Origin of the sequence: Curtobacterium sp. L3-7, assembly GCF_048756585.1 — a bacterium.
Classification (GTDB): domain Bacteria; phylum Actinomycetota; class Actinomycetes; order Actinomycetales; family Microbacteriaceae; genus Curtobacterium.
Map to the genome: position 1 here is coordinate 809,388 of NZ_CP151474.1, position 20,430 is coordinate 829,817.

The 20,430-nt window shown below is 68.9% G+C and carries 20 protein-coding genes and 2 pseudogenes; 14 read left to right on the top strand and 8 right to left on the bottom strand.

The genetic code is table 11. The annotated features are described in order from the left end of the window. Positions 1–21: 21 nt before the first annotated feature. The 3 genes and pseudogenes from AAEP80_RS04165 to AAEP80_RS04175 all read right to left on the bottom strand — a co-directional run bounded on the left by AAEP80_RS04165 (position 22) and on the right by AAEP80_RS04175 (position 1,688). Positions 22–300: an SDR family oxidoreductase gene (locus AAEP80_RS04165; protein WP_420366061.1), complete on the bottom strand. Its 279-nt coding sequence runs from the start codon at positions 298–300 to the stop codon at positions 22–24. Positions 301–418: 118 nt separating this feature from the next. Next, positions 419–790, bottom strand: a pseudogene (locus tag AAEP80_RS04170) (SDR family NAD(P)-dependent oxidoreductase); the annotation flags it as partial. Positions 791–908: 118 nt separating this feature from the next. Then, positions 909–1,688 (bottom strand): oxidoreductase, encoded by a 780-nt coding sequence (locus tag AAEP80_RS04175; RefSeq protein WP_420366062.1) that lies wholly within the window; start codon positions 1,686–1,688, stop codon positions 909–911. 55 nt (positions 1,689–1,743) lie between these two features. Here AAEP80_RS04175 and AAEP80_RS04180 point away from each other — a divergent pair, with 55 nt between their 5' ends. From AAEP80_RS04180 to AAEP80_RS04200, 5 genes and pseudogenes are all read left to right on the top strand, one after another. Continuing rightward, positions 1,744–2,331 carry a TetR/AcrR family transcriptional regulator gene (locus tag AAEP80_RS04180; protein WP_420366063.1) on the top strand — a complete coding sequence of 196 codons (588 nt, stop codon included), beginning with the start codon at positions 1,744–1,746 and terminating at the stop codon, positions 2,329–2,331. Further along, on the top strand, positions 2,328–2,711 hold the full coding sequence (locus tag AAEP80_RS04185) for a cupin domain-containing protein (RefSeq protein ID WP_420366064.1): 384 nt from the start codon (positions 2,328–2,330) through the stop codon (positions 2,709–2,711). The genes AAEP80_RS04180 and AAEP80_RS04185 overlap by 4 nt, the downstream gene beginning before the upstream one ends. A gap of 48 nt (positions 2,712–2,759) precedes the next feature. Next, the gene (locus tag AAEP80_RS04190; protein ID WP_420366065.1) at positions 2,760–3,026 is read left to right on the top strand and encodes a helix-turn-helix domain-containing protein; all 267 of its coding nucleotides are present in this window, start codon (positions 2,760–2,762) and stop codon (positions 3,024–3,026) included. Positions 3,027–3,631: 605 nt separating this feature from the next. Further along, positions 3,632–4,048 carry a hypothetical protein gene (locus tag AAEP80_RS04195; protein ID WP_420366066.1) on the top strand — a complete coding sequence of 139 codons (417 nt, stop codon included), beginning with the start codon at positions 3,632–3,634 and terminating at the stop codon, positions 4,046–4,048. A gap of 18 nt (positions 4,049–4,066) precedes the next feature. After that, positions 4,067–4,340 (top strand): annotated as a pseudogene (locus AAEP80_RS04200) (DUF1931 family protein); the annotation flags it as partial. Between the two features lie 180 nt (positions 4,341–4,520). Here the strand turns inward: AAEP80_RS04200 and AAEP80_RS04205 are convergent. Continuing rightward, on the bottom strand, positions 4,521–6,179 hold the full coding sequence (locus AAEP80_RS04205; RefSeq protein ID WP_420366067.1) for a helix-turn-helix domain-containing protein: 1,659 nt from the start codon (positions 6,177–6,179) through the stop codon (positions 4,521–4,523). Positions 6,180–6,324: 145 nt separating this feature from the next. On the opposite strand from AAEP80_RS04205, the gene AAEP80_RS04210 reads away from it, so the two are divergent. The 8 genes from AAEP80_RS04210 to AAEP80_RS04245 all read left to right on the top strand — a co-directional run bounded on the left by AAEP80_RS04210 (position 6,325) and on the right by AAEP80_RS04245 (position 15,590). Then, positions 6,325–6,669 carry an Hsp20 family protein gene (locus AAEP80_RS04210; protein ID WP_420366068.1) on the top strand — a complete coding sequence of 115 codons (345 nt, stop codon included), beginning with the start codon at positions 6,325–6,327 and terminating at the stop codon, positions 6,667–6,669. Positions 6,670–6,695: 26 nt separating this feature from the next. Further along, on the top strand, positions 6,696–8,585 hold the full coding sequence (dnaK, locus tag AAEP80_RS04215) for a molecular chaperone DnaK (RefSeq protein ID WP_420366069.1): 1,890 nt from the start codon (positions 6,696–6,698) through the stop codon (positions 8,583–8,585). Positions 8,586–8,598: 13 nt separating this feature from the next. Beyond that, a complete protein-coding gene (locus AAEP80_RS04220) occupies positions 8,599–9,135 on the top strand; it encodes a nucleotide exchange factor GrpE (RefSeq protein ID WP_420366070.1) in 537 nt (178 codons plus the stop codon). 4 nt (positions 9,136–9,139) lie between these two features. Further along, positions 9,140–10,099 carry a DnaJ C-terminal domain-containing protein gene (locus tag AAEP80_RS04225; protein ID WP_420366071.1) on the top strand — a complete coding sequence of 320 codons (960 nt, stop codon included), beginning with the start codon at positions 9,140–9,142 and terminating at the stop codon, positions 10,097–10,099. Beyond that, complete coding sequence (locus AAEP80_RS04230) at positions 10,096–10,386, top strand: chaperone modulator CbpM (protein WP_420366072.1); 291 nt, start codon at positions 10,096–10,098, stop codon at positions 10,384–10,386. The genes AAEP80_RS04225 and AAEP80_RS04230 overlap by 4 nt, the downstream gene beginning before the upstream one ends. A gap of 17 nt (positions 10,387–10,403) precedes the next feature. Beyond that, the gene (gene clpB, locus AAEP80_RS04235) at positions 10,404–13,049 is read left to right on the top strand and encodes an ATP-dependent chaperone ClpB (protein WP_420366073.1); all 2,646 of its coding nucleotides are present in this window, start codon (positions 10,404–10,406) and stop codon (positions 13,047–13,049) included. Positions 13,050–13,313: 264 nt separating this feature from the next. Continuing rightward, positions 13,314–13,625 (top strand): putative quinol monooxygenase, encoded by a 312-nt coding sequence (locus AAEP80_RS04240; protein ID WP_420366074.1) that lies wholly within the window; start codon positions 13,314–13,316, stop codon positions 13,623–13,625. 87 nt (positions 13,626–13,712) lie between these two features. After that, positions 13,713–15,590 carry a hypothetical protein gene (locus AAEP80_RS04245; RefSeq protein WP_420366075.1) on the top strand — a complete coding sequence of 626 codons (1,878 nt, stop codon included), beginning with the start codon at positions 13,713–13,715 and terminating at the stop codon, positions 15,588–15,590. 703 nt (positions 15,591–16,293) lie between these two features. On the opposite strand, the gene AAEP80_RS04250 is transcribed toward AAEP80_RS04245, so the two are convergent. Genes AAEP80_RS04250 through AAEP80_RS04260 form a run of 3 tightly spaced genes read right to left on the bottom strand, consistent with a single transcriptional unit; the run spans position 16,294 to position 19,199 of the window. Continuing rightward, positions 16,294–17,376 (bottom strand): zinc-binding dehydrogenase, encoded by a 1,083-nt coding sequence (locus AAEP80_RS04250; RefSeq protein WP_420366076.1) that lies wholly within the window; start codon positions 17,374–17,376, stop codon positions 16,294–16,296. A gap of 40 nt (positions 17,377–17,416) precedes the next feature. Further along, positions 17,417–18,202 carry an SDR family oxidoreductase gene (locus AAEP80_RS04255; protein WP_420366077.1) on the bottom strand — a complete coding sequence of 262 codons (786 nt, stop codon included), beginning with the start codon at positions 18,200–18,202 and terminating at the stop codon, positions 17,417–17,419. Between the two features lie 52 nt (positions 18,203–18,254). Continuing rightward, complete coding sequence (locus AAEP80_RS04260; protein WP_420366078.1) at positions 18,255–19,199, bottom strand: zinc-binding dehydrogenase; 945 nt, start codon at positions 19,197–19,199, stop codon at positions 18,255–18,257. Positions 19,200–19,308: 109 nt separating this feature from the next. Between AAEP80_RS04260 and AAEP80_RS04265 the strand changes: the two genes are divergently transcribed. Further along, on the top strand, positions 19,309–19,920 hold the full coding sequence (locus tag AAEP80_RS04265) for a TetR/AcrR family transcriptional regulator (RefSeq protein ID WP_420366079.1): 612 nt from the start codon (positions 19,309–19,311) through the stop codon (positions 19,918–19,920). Between the two features lie 82 nt (positions 19,921–20,002). Here AAEP80_RS04265 and AAEP80_RS04270 read toward each other — a convergent pair whose 3' ends face one another. Continuing rightward, complete coding sequence (locus tag AAEP80_RS04270; RefSeq protein WP_420366080.1) at positions 20,003–20,347, bottom strand: YciI family protein; 345 nt, start codon at positions 20,345–20,347, stop codon at positions 20,003–20,005. Positions 20,348–20,430: the final 83 nt, after the last annotated feature.

The following is a 20,430-nucleotide window of genomic DNA, read 5'->3' on the forward strand; positions in this document are numbered from 1 at the left end:
TATTGAGACGGTCTGTTGACCTCATGCGGTGACGCCGCCGTCGATGTTGATGACGCTGGCGGTGATGTATGAGGACTCATCCGAGGCAAGCCATGCAACGAGGTTGCCTACCTCGTCAGGCGTTCCGTAGCGGCCGAGGGTGGTCAGGGCGGACATGACGGGTGCGAAGTCGCTGGAGGCGGGGTTGCCGTCGGTGTCGATCGGACCGGGCTGGATCACGTTCACGGTGACCTTGCGACCGGCCGCGCCGAGGTCCCGGGCGAGCCCACGGCCAAGAGCGGTGAGTGCTGCCTTGCTCATGCCCTAGACGGTCTGGCCGGGAAACGGGCTGATCTGTGCGCTGAGGGAGCTGACAAGAGATGCGCCCCTCGTCACTGATGTGCCGGAGGGCTTCCTGGACTGTATAGGCGGGGCCGCGGAGGTTCAGGTCGAGGGTCTTCTCGATGTGCTCCGCGCTCGCGTCGGCGAAGGGCTCATTCCATGCGGTGGCGGCGTTCAGGACGACGATGTCGAGGCCTCCGAGGATCTCAACGGCACGCTGCACGCTCGAGACTGCGTCGGTGGCGTCGCCGGCGTTAGTGCGGATCGCGTCCGCACGCCCGCCGGCGGCCCTGATGTCCTGCACGAGAGCATTGGCGGCGTCCGCCGAGGACCAGTAGGTGATGACGACAGAGGCACCGGCTCCTGCCAAGGATCGGGCGATCGCCGCGCCGATGCCGCGGGATGCTCCGGTAACGAGGGCTCGTCGGCCAGCGAGTCGACTGATGGAAGCGGGGGCGGTGGTGCTCATGAGAGGCCTTTCGTGGGCGGTGGCCCTGGGAGGTGTGTGCCGGGAAAGGCCGGCGGTGCGGTTGAGATTCCGCACCGCCGGCAAGGAAGTGGTTCACCCAGTGAGGGCGGTGTGCTGATCAGAAGATGGGGAGTTCTCCGCCGTCGACGACGAGGTTCGCTCCGGTGACCCACTGGGCGCGGTCGGAGGCGAGGTACGCGACTGCTTCGGCGATGTCGCGCGGGTCACCGGGCCGCCCGAGAGGGACACCTGCCGTCGTCGCCTCGAGGGGCACGCCCATCGCGTCCGCGATCGTCTGACGAAGCGCGTCAGCACCCGGGGTCAGGACGTTGCCGGGGGTGATGGTCGTGACACGGATACCGGCGGGAGCGAGCTCGGAGGCAAGCGCCTTTCCGTAGGCAGCGAGGGCTGCCTTTGCGGCGCCGTAGTGCGCCATCGGGCCCTGCGGGGTGATAGCGGCACCGGAGGAGATGTTGACCACTGCACTCCCGGCGCCGGCCTCGCGGAGGGCTGGCAGGAGGGCGCCGGTGAGGCGGACAGCGGAGAGGTAGTTGAGGTCGAGGGCGTCGATCCATTCCTCGTCCGGGATTGAGCCGATGCCGCCGAGGTGAGCGCGCGCTGCGCCGGCGTTGTTGATGATGATGTCGACACCACCGAGGGCGTCGAAGGCGGCAGCGGCGAATGCCTGGGCACCGTCGCTGCTGCTGATGTCGCCCTGGATGAAGGTTGCATCGGCAGGGGTGTCGGCGGTGGCGGTGCGGGCGGTGGCGACGACGGTTGCGCCGCCGTCGACGAAGCGCTGCACGATGGCGGCTCCGATGCCGCGGGAGCCGCCGGTGACGACGACTCGCTTTCCGGCGAACTCGGACGGGTCTGACGCTGCAATGGTTCTGAACATACGGTCCACAATAGTGATTCTGGACCGTTTGTACAGAACACGGTAGAATCGGGGCATGGCCAGGCCGAGAAAGTTCGATGAGGGTGACGTCCTCGATGCTGCGCGTCAGCGGTTCACAGAGACCGGGTACCACGGCACTTCGGTGGACGACTTGTCCCACGCGACAGGCTTGAGCAAGGGCAGCCTTTATGGGGCGTTCGGCGACAAGCACGCCCTGTTTCAGCGTGTGTTCGACGACTACTGCGACGGTTCAGACGCGATGGCTGCCGCCCGTGTCGACGGCCCCGAGGATGAAGCGCTCCTCCGACTGCGGGCGTGGCTGCACTCTCCCGAGATCACGGACCGGTTCGGCTGCCTCCTCTCAAAGGGCACCGCCGAGCTGGCCTCCGAGGACGCCGCGATCGCAGCTCGCTCGCTGGCCGCTTACTGCACCTTGCTTGACAGCTGCCAGCAGCTCGTGGAGCAAGCGCAGCGTGCCGGGCTCGTGGACCCCGAGGCTGATGCCAGCGCCCTCGGCGGTCTCGTCCTCACGACGCACCGTGGTCTCGAAGCGCTCGCGAAGGCCGGTGTCGACCCGGCGACGCGGAACCGCATCGCTGATGCCGCGATCGGCAGCATCGCCCTCTCGCCGGTGCGCTCGTGAACGCCCTCGCTGGAGTGGATGTCGCGGCTGAGCTCGAGCAGGTGCACGCTCACTGGACGCCGCGAGTTGTTGGACGTGTGAACGACCAGTTTGTGAAGGTCGCCAAGCTCCTTGGGCAGCTTGTGTGGCATGCCCACGACGCTGAAGACGAGATGTTCTTCATCGTGGCCGGCACGCTCCGCATTCAGCTTCCTGACGATGAAGAGGTGACCCTGACGCCGGGCCAATTCTTCGTCGTGCCGAGAGGCGTTCAGCACAACCCGATCGCCGACGAGGAGGTGCACATTGTGCTCATCGAGACTGTCACCACAGCGCACACGGGCGCTGTCGTCGTCGACGGCACAGTGCCAGTCGCAGTTCAGGTTGGCGACTTCCACTGATTCGCCAATCAGGTCTTCGGTGGCAAGGTCGCTGCCCCGGCCTTAGCTTTGCCGAGGACGTCCTCCCCACGGTCGCCTCCGATAGTTCGGGTAGGGATCCGGCGCGGCCTGGACACCACGCCGATGGCGTATCTTCGGCGACTGCGGTTGGAACGCGCCCGCGAGGATCTCCTCTGCGCCCGATCGAACAGTGTCACCGTCACGGGAGTTGCCTCTCGCTGGGGGTTTCTGCACGTCAGCAGGTTCGCCGCGGCGTACGCCGAGCGGTTCGGGGAGCTGCCATCCCGCACTCTGCAGCGCGGACGGCGCCACTGATCTGCCACGAACGCTCGGGTGGGCGGGATCCGTCGTGACCCTATGTCGTTGATGACCTACGGATCACTCCGGGGACCACGGGGCGCATCCCAAAGCAGCGGACGCGCTTTCTCACGAGGGCCGCGGCCGCCTCGCCACGGCGCAGGGAGTGTCGCTCGTGGAGGAGCGGCAGTCGATTGTGCCGTGCAAGAGCGGTCGTCGGTTCGATCCGCTTGCGCTGTGCCGCGGCCGGCTTCCTGTTGTGAGCGCAGGGGCTGCGACTGCGCCGCTGACGGATGGAGCGAGTCAGTGCTTCAGGACGGACTGTCGCTGGTCGGTGGCTTCTTTGGCGGCGGCGCCGCGGCCCGGGACCTCTCGACAGCCGCTTCGTTCGGAGGAATCCTTTGACAGGACGGCCGTTCGCTGGGTCATTCCAGGTCGTCTGTGTCGTCCCGCGCGCTGACTGGTACCCAGCGAATTGCCGGGTCATCGTGACACCGGCTCGTCCGCGGACTGCCCCCGCAGGCGAAGAAGCGGGCCGTCTTTCGGCCGGGCAGGACATGGTCCGGGTTCGGTGCTTGGCATAGCGTGCGGCGCTACCACCCATTGCCGACGAAGGAGCCATCATGGCCAACGCACGTGACGACGCGGACATGACACCCGCACAGGACGACCTCGTCCTCGCGATCGAGAGCGGTCCGCTCGCCGACATCGAGATCGTGGAGACCGCCGACCGCTCGCATGTCGACATCGCGATCACCGCCGTCAGCGTCGATCCGGACACCGGGAAGGCGGTGCCGGTGAGCATCGTCTTGAACGACGACGATTCCGGCTACGTCGTGACGGTCGCCGATGAGGAGTTCATCGTGCCGCTCGAGGAGACCAGTGAAGAGCCGAATGTTCGGAAGGCGGTCGCCATCCGACCCTTGCGCAAGCTCCAGCAACTGGCGCAGCGGGTCGAAGTGGAGGCGAAGGGAAAGGCCAAGGAGCTGGCGGAGAAGCTCAAGCACCTGCACGACGGCGCAGCCGACGGGCACGGCTGAGCCGCAGACCGGGAGCACATGATCGTGGATATATTCGGCATCGCCACGTTCGATCGCTTCTTCCGTGCAGCCACGAGCCTCGACGCCGACAAGGATGACTTGCGGCGCTTCGACGACTTCGTCGACGACCTGCTGTACGTCCTCCTCCTGCGAGGAGTGGCCAACACGGAGGCGAACGGTACGGCGGCCTCCACTCGACCTCTCGTACAGCGTTGAGACCCAGGAGCGGCTTCCGCGAATCGCCGGCGCTCTCGGGGTCGCGCTGGTCCGGACGTTCCGGATCCTCGACGAGAAGGTGAAATCCGCAGTCCCGCCACTGGGGCCAGGCCACGCAGGCCTTCGTCGTGCACTCCAACTCGGCCGTGTCGTGGATGGCCACCATTCCTCCGGCGATCGGTGCGGATGCTCCGGTGAACGCCGGTCACGGTACGCGGATCTGGAACGGGCATCAGGGGGAGGTCGGGTGCGGGACTCAGCGGAAGTGGTCGTTGAGCGCGGCGCGCGCCCGGACGGCGACGTGCAGATTCAGGCGCGCCTCCGGGTCGTTGATTTCCAGACCGCTCAGCTCCCGGATCCGTTGGAGGCGATAGCGCAATGTGCTCCGGTGGATGACAAGAGCGGCAGAGGTTCGGTCGTAGTTGCCGCCGGCGTCGAGATAGGCCGTCAGCGTGAGGACCAAGTCCGCGTGGTGCTGAAGGTCGTGGACGATGAGGACACCGAGCCATTCGTCGATGAACCGTTCGAGCCGCACTCCGTCTTCCGACATGTCGAGGACACGGAGGAGGCCCAGCTCATCATGGTTCGACAGGCCGAGTGGCTGCCGCGATTCCGCCTTGATGCGGAGTGCCCGTGTCGCTTCGGCGAAGGAGCGCGGCAGGTCGCTCGCCGTGCAGCTGCCGCCGACGCCGATCGTGCCCCGCGTGCTGCTCAGCGCGGTGGAGACCTTCTGGTAGAGCTGCGACAGATCATGACCGTCCGCCACCACGGCGAGCGTCATCTGTGCGCGCCGCGAGATCAGCGCCGGCACGTGCATCGTGGCGAGCTGATGCCGGACCGCAGCGCTGACGTCGACACCGTTCGGGGTGGGCTTCTCCCAGGCGAAGAGGACCACCCGGTGGAGTCCCCCCAGGTCGAAGTGTAGGGCCTCGGCGCGCGCGAGCGCGTCGGGGGGTCCGGCGCCAGAGACCAGGTCATCCGAGAGCTCGCGACCGAGCCGCAGTTCGACTTCTGCGACGTTGCGACGATGCGCGAGCTCGACCGCAAGCGTCGCGCCGGCATACTCGATCGCGAACCGGTCGTCGTCGCTGCGACCGTCGTCCGGATCGTAGATGCCGATGGCACCGAGCATCTCCCCGCCTGAACGGATCGGCGCCACCCGCCACCCGGCGGGGGCGGACCCGGCCGCGGAGAAGTTCCCGACGGGGACGATGGCAGGGTCCCTGGCACCCGCGAACGCCAGGTCGTTGCCGAAGGAGTCCTGGAGGACGACGGGGCGCTGGGTGACAGTGCTCACGGCTTCGACGATCCGGTCTTCGCCGCGACCGGACCCGGCCGCGGTGACGATCGCCTCGCGAATGGACTGCTGCGCGTTCAGCTGGACGATCGTCGCCGCCAGTGCCCGGTTGGAGGCCTCGCGCGCCTGGCCGAGCCTCCGCAGCTCCCGCGCCTGACGACGTTCCCGGCTGATCACGTCGGCCGCAGCGAGTGCGGCCCCGGTCGGCTCCGCCAGCGCCAGCAGGAGGTCCACCTCCGGCCCCGTCGGCGCGTGGTCCGCCTGGATCGCAAGGGCCCCGCGCACCGTACCGGTCCCGCGGAAGAAGAGCGCGTAGATCCATCCCGCACCAAGGGTGAGCACACCGTTGACCCCCCGGCACGCCTCAACGAGGAGGTCGAGATCGTGGTCGTCCGCCCCCGAGTACCGGGTGAGACGGCCGTGCGACACGACATAGGCGGACTGGACCGTGCATCCGGCGATCCCCCGTACCGCGGCCTCGGCCAGGCGGAACGTCCGCCGGGTGGAGGGGCGTTCGAACATCGCCGAGCCCACTCTGAAGATGTCGTACAGGCCCGCCGGTGCGTCCTCATCGGGGCCGGGGTGTGCGACACGGTTCGAAGAGCTCGAGGCGTCCATCGCGGCCAACGCTAGCCCTCATCCACTGGCTCTGACAGTGCAACGGGCGGTCGGGATCTTCGCTCCGGGCGGCCGAGGAGGAACCCGCCTCGGGGGCGGAGTGTGTACCTCGAGCCGGCGCCGTCCGGTCGGTGAGGAGCACGCCGTGAGCCTGATGCGTTTCGACCCGCCCCGCGACGTCGACCGCGCCGGCGAAGAGGCTCTCGGCGCCAACCGGCGCACCGACGCCGTGCCGTTCACGGTGGAGAGACGCGCAAGATCCGCCCCGGACGACATGGTCCTCATCGATGAGCGCCCCTGTTGTGAGTTCGTCCGCCGGCTCGTCCTCGAGGACAGCCCGGACGACTCCACGCTCACCGCGCGCCCGGGAGACGGTGTGCTGGCGCTGCTCGTCGCGGTGGACGAGTCGAGTCCATCGCGGCACGTGGACATCTCGCCCCACTCGGGCGGCGGGGAACACCGAGACGGCGACGAGTCGTCCGGCGAGTGAGACAGGACTTCGGAGAAGGAGCTTCCATGGCTAAGGCAGTCGGCATCGATCTCGGCACCACGAACTCCGTGATCGCGGTGTGGGAGGGCGGTGAGGCGAGAGTCATCCCGAACAGCGAGGGTGCCCGCACCACCCCGTCCGTCGTCGCCTTCACCGACACCGGCGAGAGACTCGTCGGTCAGCTCGCCCGGCGTCAGGCCATCCTGAACCCGAAGGGGACGATCTCCTCGGCGAAGCGCTTTATCGGGCGCTCGTTCGACGAGATCGGGGAGGAGGCCAAGGCGGTCGGGTTCGACGTCGTGCCCGGCCCCAACGGCGAAGCCCGGGTCGACGTGCGAGGGAAGCTGTATGCCCCCGAGGAGATCAGCGCGCTCGTCTTGCGGAAGCTGGCCGACGACGCCGCCAAGTTCCTCGGAGAGAAGGTGACCGAGGCGGTCATCACCGTCCCGGCGTACTTCAACGACGCCCAGCGCACCGCGACGCGGGACGCCGGGCGGATCGCTGGTCTCGAGGTGCTCCGCATCATCAACGAGCCGACCGCGGCCGCCCTCGCCTACGGGCTGGACAAGAAGGAGCACGAGACGGTCCTGGTGTTCGACCTCGGCGGCGGCACCTTCGACGTCAGCCTGCTCGACGTCGGCGACGGCGTCGTCGAGGTGCGCTCGACCGCCGGGGACACGCACCTCGGCGGTGACGACTTCGACCGCCGCATCGTCGACCACCTCGCCGACGAATTCCAGAAGGAGAACGGCATCGACCTGCGCAACGACTCTCAGGCCCTCCAGCGGCTGTTCGAGGCCGCGGAGAAGGCGAAGGTCGAACTCAGCTCGGTCAGCCAGACCCAGGTGAGCCTGCCGTTCATCACGGCGGACGCCTCCGGCCCGAAGCACCTGACCACGACGCTCAAGCGCGCCACCTTCGACAACATCACCGCCGATCTGGTCGAGCGCTGCCTCGGCCCGGTGCGGCAGGCGATGCAGGACGCGAAGGTCACCGAGAACGACATCGACGAGGTCATCCTCGTCGGCGGTTCGACCAGGATCCCCGCGGTACAGGAGCTGGTCAAGCGCCTCACCGGCGGCAAGGACCCCAACATGACCGTGAACCCCGACGAGGTCGTTGCTATCGGCGCGGCCATCCAGGCCGGCGTGCTGAAAGGGGAAGTCAACGACGTCCTCCTGCTCGACGTGACCCCGCTCTCGCTCGGCGTCGAGACGCGCGGCGGCGTCATGACGCCGATCATCGAACGCAACACGACCATCCCCGCACGCCGGAGCGAAGTCTTCTCCACCGCCCAGGACGACCAGGACTCGGTCGAGATCGTGGTGCTCCAAGGCGAGCGCGAACGCGCGGCGGACAACCGCGTCCTCGGCCGGTTCTCGCTGACCGGCATCCGGCCAGCGCCACGGGGCGAACCGCAGATCGAGGTCACGTTCGACATCGACGCGAACGGCATCCTCAACGTCACCGCCCGCGACAAGCACACCGGGGCCGAGCAGGGCATCACCATCAGCGGCACCACGAACCTCGACCAGGCGGAGATCGACCGCATGGTGCGCGAGGCTGAGCAGAACCGCGAGCAGGATCAGCGGCTGCGCGCAGACATCGATGCCCGCAACGAGTTGGACGCCGCCGCCTACCGGGTCGAGCGGGCTCTCGTGGAGCACGGCGACGCCGCGCCTCCGCACGAGCGGTCGCGCGCCGAGCTGCTGGTGCAGCAGGCGAGGGACGCCGTCGAACGGGAGGTTCCCGCGTCGGAGGCGCGTGAGCTGACCAGTGAACTCCGGCAAGTGGACGCCGCGCTGTCTGTGGGGCACCCAGCCCAAGGGTCGACCTCGCCGGACACCGCGGCCGGCCCCGGCGGCTCGGACGACTCCGATGACGACGTTGTCGACGCCGACTTCGACCGCAACTGAGGGACGCGGGGACATGGACACCTCGGACACGCGCGGGGCTGCGGACGCGGAGGAGCCGGAGGTCGGCGCCCCCAGCGACGCGACGGCCGCGCCGCCCGCGGCCCCTCCGACCGAACCGGACGCCCGTCTCGCCGAGCTGGAGGATCGCTGGCGCCGAGCCGCAGCCGATCTCGACAACGTGCGAAAGCGGACCACCCGCGAGCTCGCCCTGGTCCGCGACACGGAGCGAGCGCGTGCGGCGTCCGTCTTCCTCGCCGTCGTGGACGGCCTTACGGACGCGCTCGCCTACGCCAGGCAGATGAAGGATCCGTTGACCGACGGCATCGAGTCGATTCGGGAACAGGCGGTCGTCGCCCTCGAACACCTGGGGTATCCCCGCGTCGACCAGGTCGGCGTCCCGTTCGACCCACGAATCCACGAGGTCGTGTCGGTCATCGAGCAGGAGAACGTGCCGCCGCAGACGGTGGTCGCGGTCGCCCGGCTCGGCTTCGGCACCCCGGAACAGCTGCTGCGACCCGCGAGCGTCGTCGTCACGTCGGCGCGGGAGTGACCTCGTGGCAGACGACTACTACCAGCTGCTCGGGGTCTCACGATCCGCCGACTCCAAGGAGATCCAGCATGCCTACCGTGCGCTCGCCCGGAAGTACCACCCGGATGTGAACAAGCAGCCGCGCGCCGAGGACACCTTCAAGAAGATCAGCGAGGCATACCATGTGCTCGCCGACCCTGAGTCGCGTGCCCAGTACGACCGCTTCGGCCCAGAGTTCCGCCGCTACGCGGACGCAGAGCGCGATCACGCCTCGCAGGGCGCCGGCGCTGCCGGCGGTGCCGGCAGCGGCGCGCGCGGTGGAGGGCGCGCCCGCACCTGGCCGGGACCGTCGGGGTCCAGCTGGTCGAGCGCGCAGGCCGGAGCGGGCCCGGGCGGCGCGTCGGTCGACTGGGACGACCTCTTCGGCGACGTCTTCGGTTCAAGGCGCGGCATGGACGCCGAGGCCGAACTGGAGCTGACGGTCGAGGAGGCATTCCGGGGCGGCCCTCGGACGGTTGTCCTCGCCGACCCCGACGGCGACCGTCAGACGTTCGAGCTCCAGATCCCGCCCGGCGCGCTCAACGGGCAGCGTGTCCGCGTCTCCGGCGGCGGACAGCCCGGGCGGCAGGATGGCGGGTCGGGCGACCTTGTGATCACGCTCCGCGTCAAGCCGGACCGGCGGTTCCGTCTCGACGGCAAGGACATCGAGATGGACATGCTGATCGCGCCGTGGGAGGCCGTCCTCGGTGCCAGCGTCTCGACGCGGGCTCCCGGCGGCCCCATCAACGTGCGCATCCCTCCGGGCTCGTCGAGCGGACGCCGCCTGCGGCTCAAGGGCCAGGGGATGCCGCAGCCGCGAGGGAAGCCCGGCGACCTGTTCGCGAAGTTGAAGATCATGGTCCCCCCGCACCCCACCAGCCGTGAACGCGAGCTGTTCGAGCAGTTGCAGCGCGAGTCCTCCTTCGATCCGAGATCGTCATCATGACTCCTCCTCTGCTCCCGGTGATCCCGCCTCGCCTCGACCTCGGCACGGTCGCTGTCACGGCGCGCGTGCATCCCGACCTGGTCCGACGCTTCGTCGACCTGGGCCTGGTTCGCGGCGCCGTCGACGCGTCGGGCCGGCTCTGGTTCACGCCGGACGCACCCGAACAGGTGCGGCGGATCGTGCGCCTCCACGCCGACCTGGCACTGAACTACGCAGGCATCGCGATCGTCATCGACCTGCTCGCCCGGATTGACGCGCTCGAGGCGCAGAGATCGGTCATCCGCTGAGGAAGGGAGTCTCCGCCATGGAGATGAACAAGCTGACCCAGAAGTGTCAGGAGGCGCTGCAGGAGGCGCAGAGCATCGCGAGCCGGAACGGACAGACGGAGACGGAGAACGAACACCTCCTGCTCGCCCTCCTCGCGCAGGAGGGCGGCCTGATCCCTCGGCTGCTCGAAGCGGCCGGCGTCGACGTGACCCTCCTGCTCGCGGAGGTGCAGCAGGCGATCGAGCGGAAACCCCGGACGACAGGTCCCGGGGCGACGCCCGGACAGGTGTACCTGTCCCGCTCGCTGTCGGCCACCCTCGACCGCGCCGAGCGGGAGGCCACACGTCTCAAGGACTCGTACGTGTCCGTCGAGCACCTGCTCGTCGCGCTGGCCGACGACCCCAGCGGCGGCCCGGCCGCGCGAGTTCTGCAGACCAATGGCGTGACCCGCGAGGCCTTCCTCCAGGCGCTGACGGCCGTTCGCGGCAACCAGCACGTGAACTCGGCCACCCCGGAGCAGACCTACGAGGCACTGGAGAAGTACGGCCGCGACCTGGTCGCCGACGCACGCGCGGGTCGGCTGGACCCGGTCATCGGCCGCGACATCGAGATCCGCCGCGTCATCCAGATCCTGTCCCGCAAGACGAAGAACAACCCAGTGCTGATCGGCGAGCCCGGTGTCGGCAAGACGGCGATCGTGGAGGGGCTGGCACAGCGGATCGTCAACACCGACGTTCCCGAAGGACTCCGCGACAAGACGGTCTTCCAGCTCGATCTGGCGGCTCTCGTCGCGGGCGCGAAGTACCGTGGCGAGTTCGAGGAGCGGATGAAGGCGGTGCTGGCCGAGGTCGTGGCCGCCGATGGGGGCATCCTCTTGTTCATCGACGAACTCCACACCCTGGTCGGCGCGGGGGCCACCGAGGGAGCAATGGATGCGGGCAACATGCTCAAGCCCATGCTCGCTCGCGGCGAGCTGCACTTGATCGGCGCGACCACGCTGGACGAGTACCGGCAGCACATCGAGAAGGACGCAGCGCTCGAACGGCGGTTCCAGACCGTGTTGGTGGATGAGCCCAGCGTCGAGGACGCCATCTCGATCCTCCGTGGGTTGCGCGAGCGGCTCGAGGTCTTCCACGGCGTGCGCATCCAGGACAATGCGCTCGTGGCTGCTGCGACCCTGTCGCACCGCTACATCACCGACCGGTTCCTGCCGGACAAGGCCATCGACCTCGTCGACGAGGCGTGCGCGCGGCTGCGCACCGAGATCGACTCGATGCCCGCCGACCTCGACGAGCTGACCCGGCGGGTGACGCGTCTCGAGATCGAGGAGGCGGCGCTGGAGAAGGAGACGGACCAGCCGAGCCGTGTCCGTCTCGAGGAGCTGCGGCGTGAACTCGCCGACCTGCGGGCGGAAGCGAACGCGAAGCGTGCCCAATGGGAGGCGGAACGTCAGGCCATCCGTAAGCTGCAGCAGCTCAGGAGCGAACTCGAGCAGGTGCGCCGCCAGGCCGAGGACGCCGAGCGCCGGTACGACCTGAACAGGGCTGCCGAGCTGCGCTACGGCAGGCTCGCCGAACTCGAGCGGCAGCTCGCCGCCGAGGAGCAGCGCCTGCAGGAGAAGCAGGGACGGCAGCAGCTCCTGCGCGAGGTCGTCACCGAGGAGGAGATCGGCGAGATCGTGGCGGCCTGGACGGGAATCCCCGTCGCGCGGCTGCAGGAGGGCGAGCGCGCGAAGGTGCTGAAACTCGACGAGATCCTGCACGAACGCGTCGTCGGCCAGGAGGAAGCGGTGCGGCTCGTCACCGACGCGATCATCCGGGCCCGCTCGGGAATCCGCGACGCTCGGCGGCCGATCGGCTCGTTCATCTTCCTGGGACCGACGGGCGTCGGCAAGACGGAGCTCGCGAAGGCCCTGGCGAACGCGCTGTTCGACAGCGAGTCCGCGATGATCCGGCTGGACATGAGCGAGTACCAGGAGCGCCACACCGTCAGCAGGCTGGTCGGAGCCCCTCCTGGATATGTCGGATACGACGAGGGCGGCCAGCTGACCGAAGCGGTGCGTCGCCGGCCGTACTGCGTCGTCCTCTTCGATGAGATCGAGAAGGCGCATCCGGACGTGTTCAACACGCTGCTGCAGGTGCTCGACGACGGCAGGATCACCGACAGCCAGGGCCGCACCGTCGACTTCCGCAACACCATTGTGATCATGACGTCCAACATCGGCGCGCAGCATCTGCTCACCGAAGCCCGGAACAGCGACGGGGCGATTCCCGAGGATGTGAAGGACCTGGTGCTCGCCGAGCTGCGTGGCCGCTTCCGTCCGGAGTTCCTCAACCGGGTCGACGACATCATCGTGTTCGCCCCGCTCGGCCTCACGCAGATCGAGTCGATCGTCGACCTTTCGATGGGCGACCTGGCGCGGCGCCTGGCGGAACGCCAGATCCGGCTCGAGGTCACGCCGGAGGCGCGACGCCTCATCGCGGAACGGGGCTACGACCCGCTCTACGGCGCGAGGCCGCTGCGCCGCTACATCTCGCACGACATCGAGACCCGCTTGGGCAGGGCGCTGCTCTCGGGGTCGGTCCAGGACGGCTCGACGGTGCGCATCGACGTGCGGGACGGCGACATCGCCGTCGACGTCGCCCGGGCGGAGTCGGGTGCCGAAGCGGACGCACCGGTATGAGCGCCACGACCAGAGTTATCCGGTGCCCGAACTGCGGGCGAAAGATCCCCTGCCCTCGGCCGAGAGCGGACACCCCCGCTGCGGGAACTGCCGCGGTCGCGGTTCCGGGAGCGCCGCTGGAGGTCGCGTCCGCGACCGCGAGCGTGTCGGCCTCCCGCCTGGCGACAGCGCGATGAGGCCGCGCAGGCACGCCGGTGCAGGCGTATCGTCCGCCGTGATACCTCTGTGGGGGAGTGAGGCGTCGTGACGGCGAAGGAGACTCGCATGGAACTCACACTCGGCGTACTGGCACTGCTCGAAGCCAAACCGGACAAAGCGGCGGAAGTCAAGGACTTCCTCATCGGCGGCAAGACTGCGGTCGACTCGGAGCCGGGGACGCGCACCTGGTACGCCTTCCAGATCGACGACACGCATTTCGGCATCTTCGACACGTTCCCCGACGATGATGCGCGCAAGGCGCACCTGGGCGGCGCGATCCCGCGGGCGCTGGGCGAGCAGGGTCCGACCCTCCTCGCGAAGGATCCCGATCTCCGCACGGTCGACCTCCTCGCGGTCAAGCACGAACAACGCGACTGACGCGGTCGTGGCGTCATGGCGGGCGAACGCGGCACCTCCGGGGGCTCAGCGAGCGCATGGCGGCGGGAGCTCACGATCGTCATGTGCGTGCTGCTCGTCAGCCTCGTGCTCCTGATCGTGTTCCACGCCGCCGGCGATCCCGCCTGGGTGCGCCGCCTGCTGTCCCCGACGCCGGGCTCCGACACGGTGCTCTGGACGGTTCAGACGACGTTTCTGTCGGTCGGGTTCGCTGGGCTGACGATCGCGGCGCAGCTGTTCGCGGAGGCTCCTCTCGCAATCGGGACGTCACGGAAGCGCATCTTGGCGTACATCGGCGCCAGCTGGTTCGTGGCCGTGGGGCTCGCCGCGAACGCGGCCATGGCCATCGAGTCCATCTGGCTGCCGAGCGCGACGGGCGTGGTAATCACCTTCGCCTGGTTCGTCGCCACCGCGGTGCTGCTGCTGGTCTCGACCTCGAGGCTCACCCACCTCTTCGGGCACCCTTCCCGGCTGGACGAAGTGGTGCGCACCTCGCTCGTCGAGACGCTGTCAAATCGGTTCGGCGAGATTGCGCGCCGGTACGCCGGCGCGAGCCGCGGGCTGGAGGAGCTCCTGACCACGGACACGGCGCGCACCTCCACCCGTTCGGCGTCGACGTTGCACGTGCCGGTGCCGCAGGCCGGGCGCGTCGTCCGGGCCATCAAGGCCGAAGGCGTCCGGGAAGCGATCGCGTCGCTCGACCCAGAAGGCGCTTCCGCGGCTCCCACACCGTCCCCGTACGAGGTCGCGCCGCAGGTTCTGCTGGATGTCCACCCGGGGGACCGCACCCTGCTCGGTGCCACGGCGTTCCGGGTCGTGACGCCGAACCGGCTCCACGACGGGACCGCCGGACGGATGGTCCAGCTTCTGCAGTCGAGCATCGAGCTGGAGGCGCCGGAGGCGGTTACCGCGTACGAGGAGACCCAGCACGAGATAGCCACCCTGCAGGATGCGATCGGCAGCAACCTCCGGTCGGGCGCCCTGGCGACGGCGGAGCGGGCGTTGGAATTGCTCGGCCAGATCGTGCGCGAGGTCTGGATGGCGGAGCTCGACCGATCAGGTGCCTCCCGCGGGGCGTCGCTCGCGCGGGGGAGCGGACTCCTGGAGAGCATCGTCGAAGTGGAGCGGGACGTCCTGCTGTCCCCGCAGGTAGCGCACGTCTTCATCACAGCGACGACTGCCCGGGCCGTCGAGGCAGCGGCGACCGGCTCCGGGGGGTACGTCGAGGAATGTCTGCGGAGCTTCACGCGGCAGTGGTCCGACATCCTGATGCATGGGGGTCCCGAGTTCGATGCGCTGCTCGTCCGCATCATCGGGTGCGTCCGCGATCTCGCGGTGTACTCCGACGCGTCGGCGGCAGACCCGCACGCCTTGCGTTCGGGCGGCACGTGGGCGATGGTCGAGCTCGTCAAGCTCGCTCTCGACGCGAACCGGCCGGACCTCGCGGAGATAGCCGCGGAAGAGCTCCGGCGCCTCTTCGAGCGGCAGCCGGATGGACCGGCCCGCGCTGAAGTCCGCGCCGGTCTTCTGGTCCTCTCGGGGTGGCTCCGCTACCTCGCCGACACCCACGATGAGCGCTACACCGCCGACGCGGGCCTGGCGGCGGCGCTGACCCCGGATGAATCCTGGCGCGACATCTGCGCGGCACGCGACGTCGTGGAGGGCGGGACTCCGTTCAGCCGGTGGGACCGGTGGGAGACGAACGGTTCGGACTCCGGCACCGTGGAATCCTCGGTGCTTCCGGGCTTCATCGACCTCGCGCAGGTGACCGTGCTCGCCGGCTCGTCAGGACGCCTGCCGACGGCGACCGATCAGGAGACGGCCTCCCAGTACGAGCGCCTTCTTCGCCTGATTCCCGACGCAGAACCCGGCGCAGACGAGGGTGAGGACTCACTGCGGGAGGGGCTGGAGGCGGAGCTCGAGCGATGGAACGCCGCGCCCCGGTGAGATCGGGTCATCCGCATCTGTCGGTGGAGTCGTTGGTCGGGGAACATCGACGGCAGGGGTGGGTCGCATGGTGCAGGAGCTCAAGCGGCCTCCACGAGCTGCCTCGAACGTTCGGCAGCGGGCTCCTGTGGCGACCATTGGGGGCGCAAGTGATGGCAGTGGTGGTCTTGCGTGAAAGTGGCAGTGATCCGTTCGCATCGCTCTGCGCTGGGCCGGTGCACGCCCGCGCGTAGACCGTTCTTGCTCCGGTGCTGCGGGAGGCCGATCGATCGCTCAACCCTCGAGCACTCGTGTCACCCACCCCTCGGCCTCGCCGCAGGCGTTCCGGTAACCAAGCAGTAACCGAGTGCTGGTCTTGAGACGTGCGGTGATGGGAGCAACCGCGCCCAACACCTCAGGCAGGACGGGGATCTCGCCCCCTGGCCCACCTCCTGGGGCGGCGGCATATCTTCCTCGCTGGGAGGTCCGCGCCCAGCCTCCTGTGCGAGCCTGCCTGGGCCTCGCCTCGGTCGCGTCGCCCACATTGGGACATCTTTCTTTGATCTGCTGCTTGACCAACGCCCCGCCGGATCGGGGCAGTCGGGGCTTGTCAGCGTCTCGGCTACGGCGCTCGTTGGTGGCCGACCGCACGAGTCGGCGTGCCTTCGACGACCGCGCCCCATCGCCTCTCTCTACCGAGCGAGAGGCCACGGGGCGCGATGAGTCAGAACGAGGTGATGACCACCCGGTTGATCTTCGGGTCGTGCAGCGACTCGTAGCCCGCCTGTACCTCGTCGATGGAGATGGTCTTCGACACGAGCTCGTCGAGCTTGTACCGGCCCTGGAGGTACAGCTCGGCGATCATCGGGATGTCGCGCTTCGGGTTCGTCGAGCCCATGTAGACGCCCTCGACCCGCTTGCGTCCGTTGAGCAGTTCGAGCGACGTGAGGTCGAGGTGGTTCGACGGGTCCAGCACGCCGATCAGGTACAGGCCGCCACCCTGCGCGAGCATGTCGAACCCGGAGCGTGTGACCGCCGGCAGGCCGACGAAGTCGAACACGAAGTCCGCGCCGAGCCCGCCCGTCAGCTCCTTCACGGCGGCGACTGCGTCCGTCGTCGTCGAGTTGACGGTGTCCGTCGCACCGAAGTGCCGTGCGTTGTCGAGCTTGTCGTCAGCGACGTCGATCGCGATGATCCGACCGGCGCCGGCGATGACCGCGCCGCTGATGGCGTTGGTGCCGACGCCGCCGGTGCCGATGATCGCCACGGTCTGCCCTGGCTGCACGTTCGCCGTGTTCATCACCGCTCCTGCGCCCGTCACGACGCCGCAGCCGAGTAGTGCGGCCTGCGGGAACGGGATCGCGTCCGGGACCTTGGCGACCTGGTTCTCGTGGATGATCGCGTACTCGGCGAAGCCGCCGAGCCCCATGCCCTGCGCGAGCTCGTGGCCGTCGGTGTCGGTGAGCCGGCCGTCGCGGACGGTGGCCTCGGGGTGCTCGCAGAGGCCGACGCGGCCGGTCAGACACTTCGTGCATGCTCCGCAGTACTGGACGAGGCAGCCGACGACGTGGTCGCCGATGGCGATGTCGCGGACCTGGTCACCGACTGCCGTGACGACGCCGGCGACCTCGTGCCCGAGGACCATCGGGACGTCGTAGCCGAGGTTCGTGCTCGCGGCGAGTTCGTCGCTGTGGCAGAGGCCGGACGCCTTGACCTCCACGAGGACCTCGCGACCGACGGGGTCTGCGATCGTGACGTCTTCCGTCTGGAATCCTCCGCCGAACTCGCGGACGACTGCTGCTTTCATCGTGTTTCTCGCTTTCTCTTCGTCGAGATGAGTGGGGGTGTCAGACGAGTTCGGGACGTCTGATGCTCTCGGCCCCGCCGTCGATGAAGACGACCTGACCGGTGACGTGCGTGTTCTCCGCGCTGGCGAGCCAGGCGAGGAGCGCCGCGGGGGCCGTCGGCGGCGCTGCGGGGCCGTTGAGAGGCGAGGGCGCGCCGGCGTCGAGCGCCGCGCGTCCTTCCGCCGTCTGCAGTGCCTGCGCGGTCATGGGAGTCTCGATGACTCCGGGCGCGATCGCGTTGAGGGCGATGCCGGCGCCGGCCCACTCCGGGTCCTTCGCGTGGGTGCGCACCCAGTGCGCGATCGCCTTCTTCGTCGTCGAGTAGATAGCACTCGACCCTGCTGCGTTCGTCGCGGTCCCGATCCGCTCGGCTTCGGCACGAGCACCGGGCTCGTCGTCGGCGAGGAGCTTCGCGTACAGACCGTCGTCGACGTCCTCGAGGGCGGCGAGGCTCGCGACGACGACCGCGCGGGGAGCGTCCGAGCCGGCGAGGAGCGGTCGGAGTCCCTCGAGGGTGGCCTTCGCGCCGAAGTAGTTCACTCCGACCGTGACCGGGCTCGCGGCGACGAGTCCTGCGACGGCGATGACGGCGTCGATGCGTCCGCCGGCGCGTTGGGAGACCTCGTGGACCAGGGCGGTGCGGCCCTCGTCGGTGCTCAGGTCGACGACGACGTCGGCGTCCTTGATGTCGACCCCGACGACGGTGTGACCGTCGGTGCGGAGCTTCTCGGTGGTGGCCTTCCCGATGCCGGATGCGGCTCCGGTGACGACGTAGGTGCGGGTCATTGGTGATCTCCTTCGATCGGGTTCGAGCGTGTGTTCGTGCGGGTGGGGTCGGTCAGCGGTCGAGTCGGGCGACGAGTCGGCCGTCGACCTCGCCGCGCTGCAACCGACCGAGGCCCTCGGCGATGTCAGCGAACCCGATTTCCTCCGCTGCGACCGTGACGCGACCGTCGCCCATCAGGGCGAGAACTGCCTCCAGGTGTTCCGGAATGCCGGCGACGGTGGCGCCCTGCAGGTCGATCGCGCGGCTGACGAGGTCGATGGAGTTGATCGTCCACTCGGACCGGCCGAGACCGACCAGGACCACGCGGCCACGGGTCTTCACGGCGCGGATCGCTCCGGAGGTCGTGGTGCCGAAGCCGGCGAAGTCGATGACGACGTCGAGGTCGCGTCCCTCGAGCTCTTCGACGTCCGCGACGACCTCGCTGACGCCGTGCGCCTTCGCGGTCTCCCACAGCGCTTCACGGGGATCGGCGGCGACCACGGTGGCGCCCTGCGCGATCGCGATCTGCGCCCCGGTCATCCCGAGCCCGCCGAGTCCGACGATGCCGACGCGGTCACCGGGGCCGACCTGCCCGTACACGACGACGCCCGTGTACGAGGTCAAGCCGGCATCCGTGGCGGCCGCGGCCTGGGACCAGTCCATGCCCTCCGGGAGCCGGACGAGCTTCGCGGCGCTCACGATCGTGTACTCCGCGTACGCGCCGTCGCGGGAGACGCCGGGGGCGTCGTCGGGGGAGATGGCACTGGCCACCGCGTCGCCCACCGCCCATCCGGTGACGCCTTCGCCGACCGCGGCGATGGTGCCAGAGGCTTCGTGCCCGAGGATCACCGGCAGCGGGATCGTCAACGGGATGACGCCCTCCATGTAGCCGACGTCGCTGTGGCACAGGCCGGACGCGACGATCTTCATCAGGACCTGACCGGGACCCGGTGTCGGGGTGTCCACTTCCGTCTCGGTGACCGCTCCGTGGACTTGCCCGAGTACCCAGGCCCTCATGTCGACTCCTTCATCGATGTGCGGCGTGGCTTCCTTGCGCGCCTGATCGGACCCTACGCCATTTTCTGGACAGGTGTCTATGAACTGTGCCATGCGAGATGATCGACACATGACCAGTGCAGCGCAGGGGAATCGGCGGCGGGAACTCGCTGCGACGGATGATCCCCGAGCGGCGAGGACGCGTGACCGGCTCGTCGCTGCGCTCGACGCGCTGCTCGAAGCCGGCGAAGCCGTGTCGGTCGCCGCCGTCTGCACGCGAGCCGGGGTTGGCCGGAGCACCTTCTACACGCACTTCGCGACCGTCGGAGACGTCGTCGTGTACGTCGTCGACACGATGTTCGACGAGATCGGACCGCGAGACGTCTCGCGGCGAACCGGCCAGGTCATGGCCAGGGCCGCCATCACACGGACGGGTCTCGAGGAGCTCCTGGCCGCGTTCCGCCTCCATCGCCGCTACCTCCTGTACGCGGTGTCGGCGCCGGCAACCGAGCGTGTCCGTGAGCATCTCGTCGAGGAGATGTCTGCGAGCCTGCGGAGGACGATCCTCACCGAACGCCCGGACGCATCGGACGAGTTCCTCGACACGGCGGGGGAGTACATCGCCGGCGGGGTCCTCAGTGTCCTCCTCGGATGGCTCGAGAGCCCGCGCGGACGCAGTGACGACGACATCGTCGACACGGTCGCGCAGCTGCTACCGAGTTGGCTGACCACCAACGACTGAGTCTCGGAGCGCGTGCGTGGTGTTGTGGCTCTCGCGCCAGACGCCCCGCGCCGCGGCGCCGTCGGCACTGATCCGCACGCCCTCAGAGGACCGGACGGATCTCGAGCCTCCGGTTGCACGCCTTCGACGCCTCTGCCGCCAACCAGAGGGCGACGTCGGCGTCGGGAACGTCCCAGATCCACACACCGGCGACGAATTCGGTCGTCGCGACGTACGGGCCGTCCGTGACCAAGCCGGCGTCGTCCCGGTTGTCGACGACCGTCGCGAGCTCGGGCGCCGCCAGGCCGGCGGCGAACACCCAGTGCCCGTCGGCGCGGAGCCGGTCGTTGAACACATCGATGGCGGCCATCTCGGCGTCGGTGGCGCGCCCGGATGTCTGCCCGCCCGTGGTCGGGCTGCCGTCGAGGACGTTGACGAGGTACTGCATCGTTGTCTCCTTCGGTCGTCCACCGCTCGTGCGGTCTCACGTACACGGCATACACGGTGCTTCGCCGAAACGGACGTCGTTCG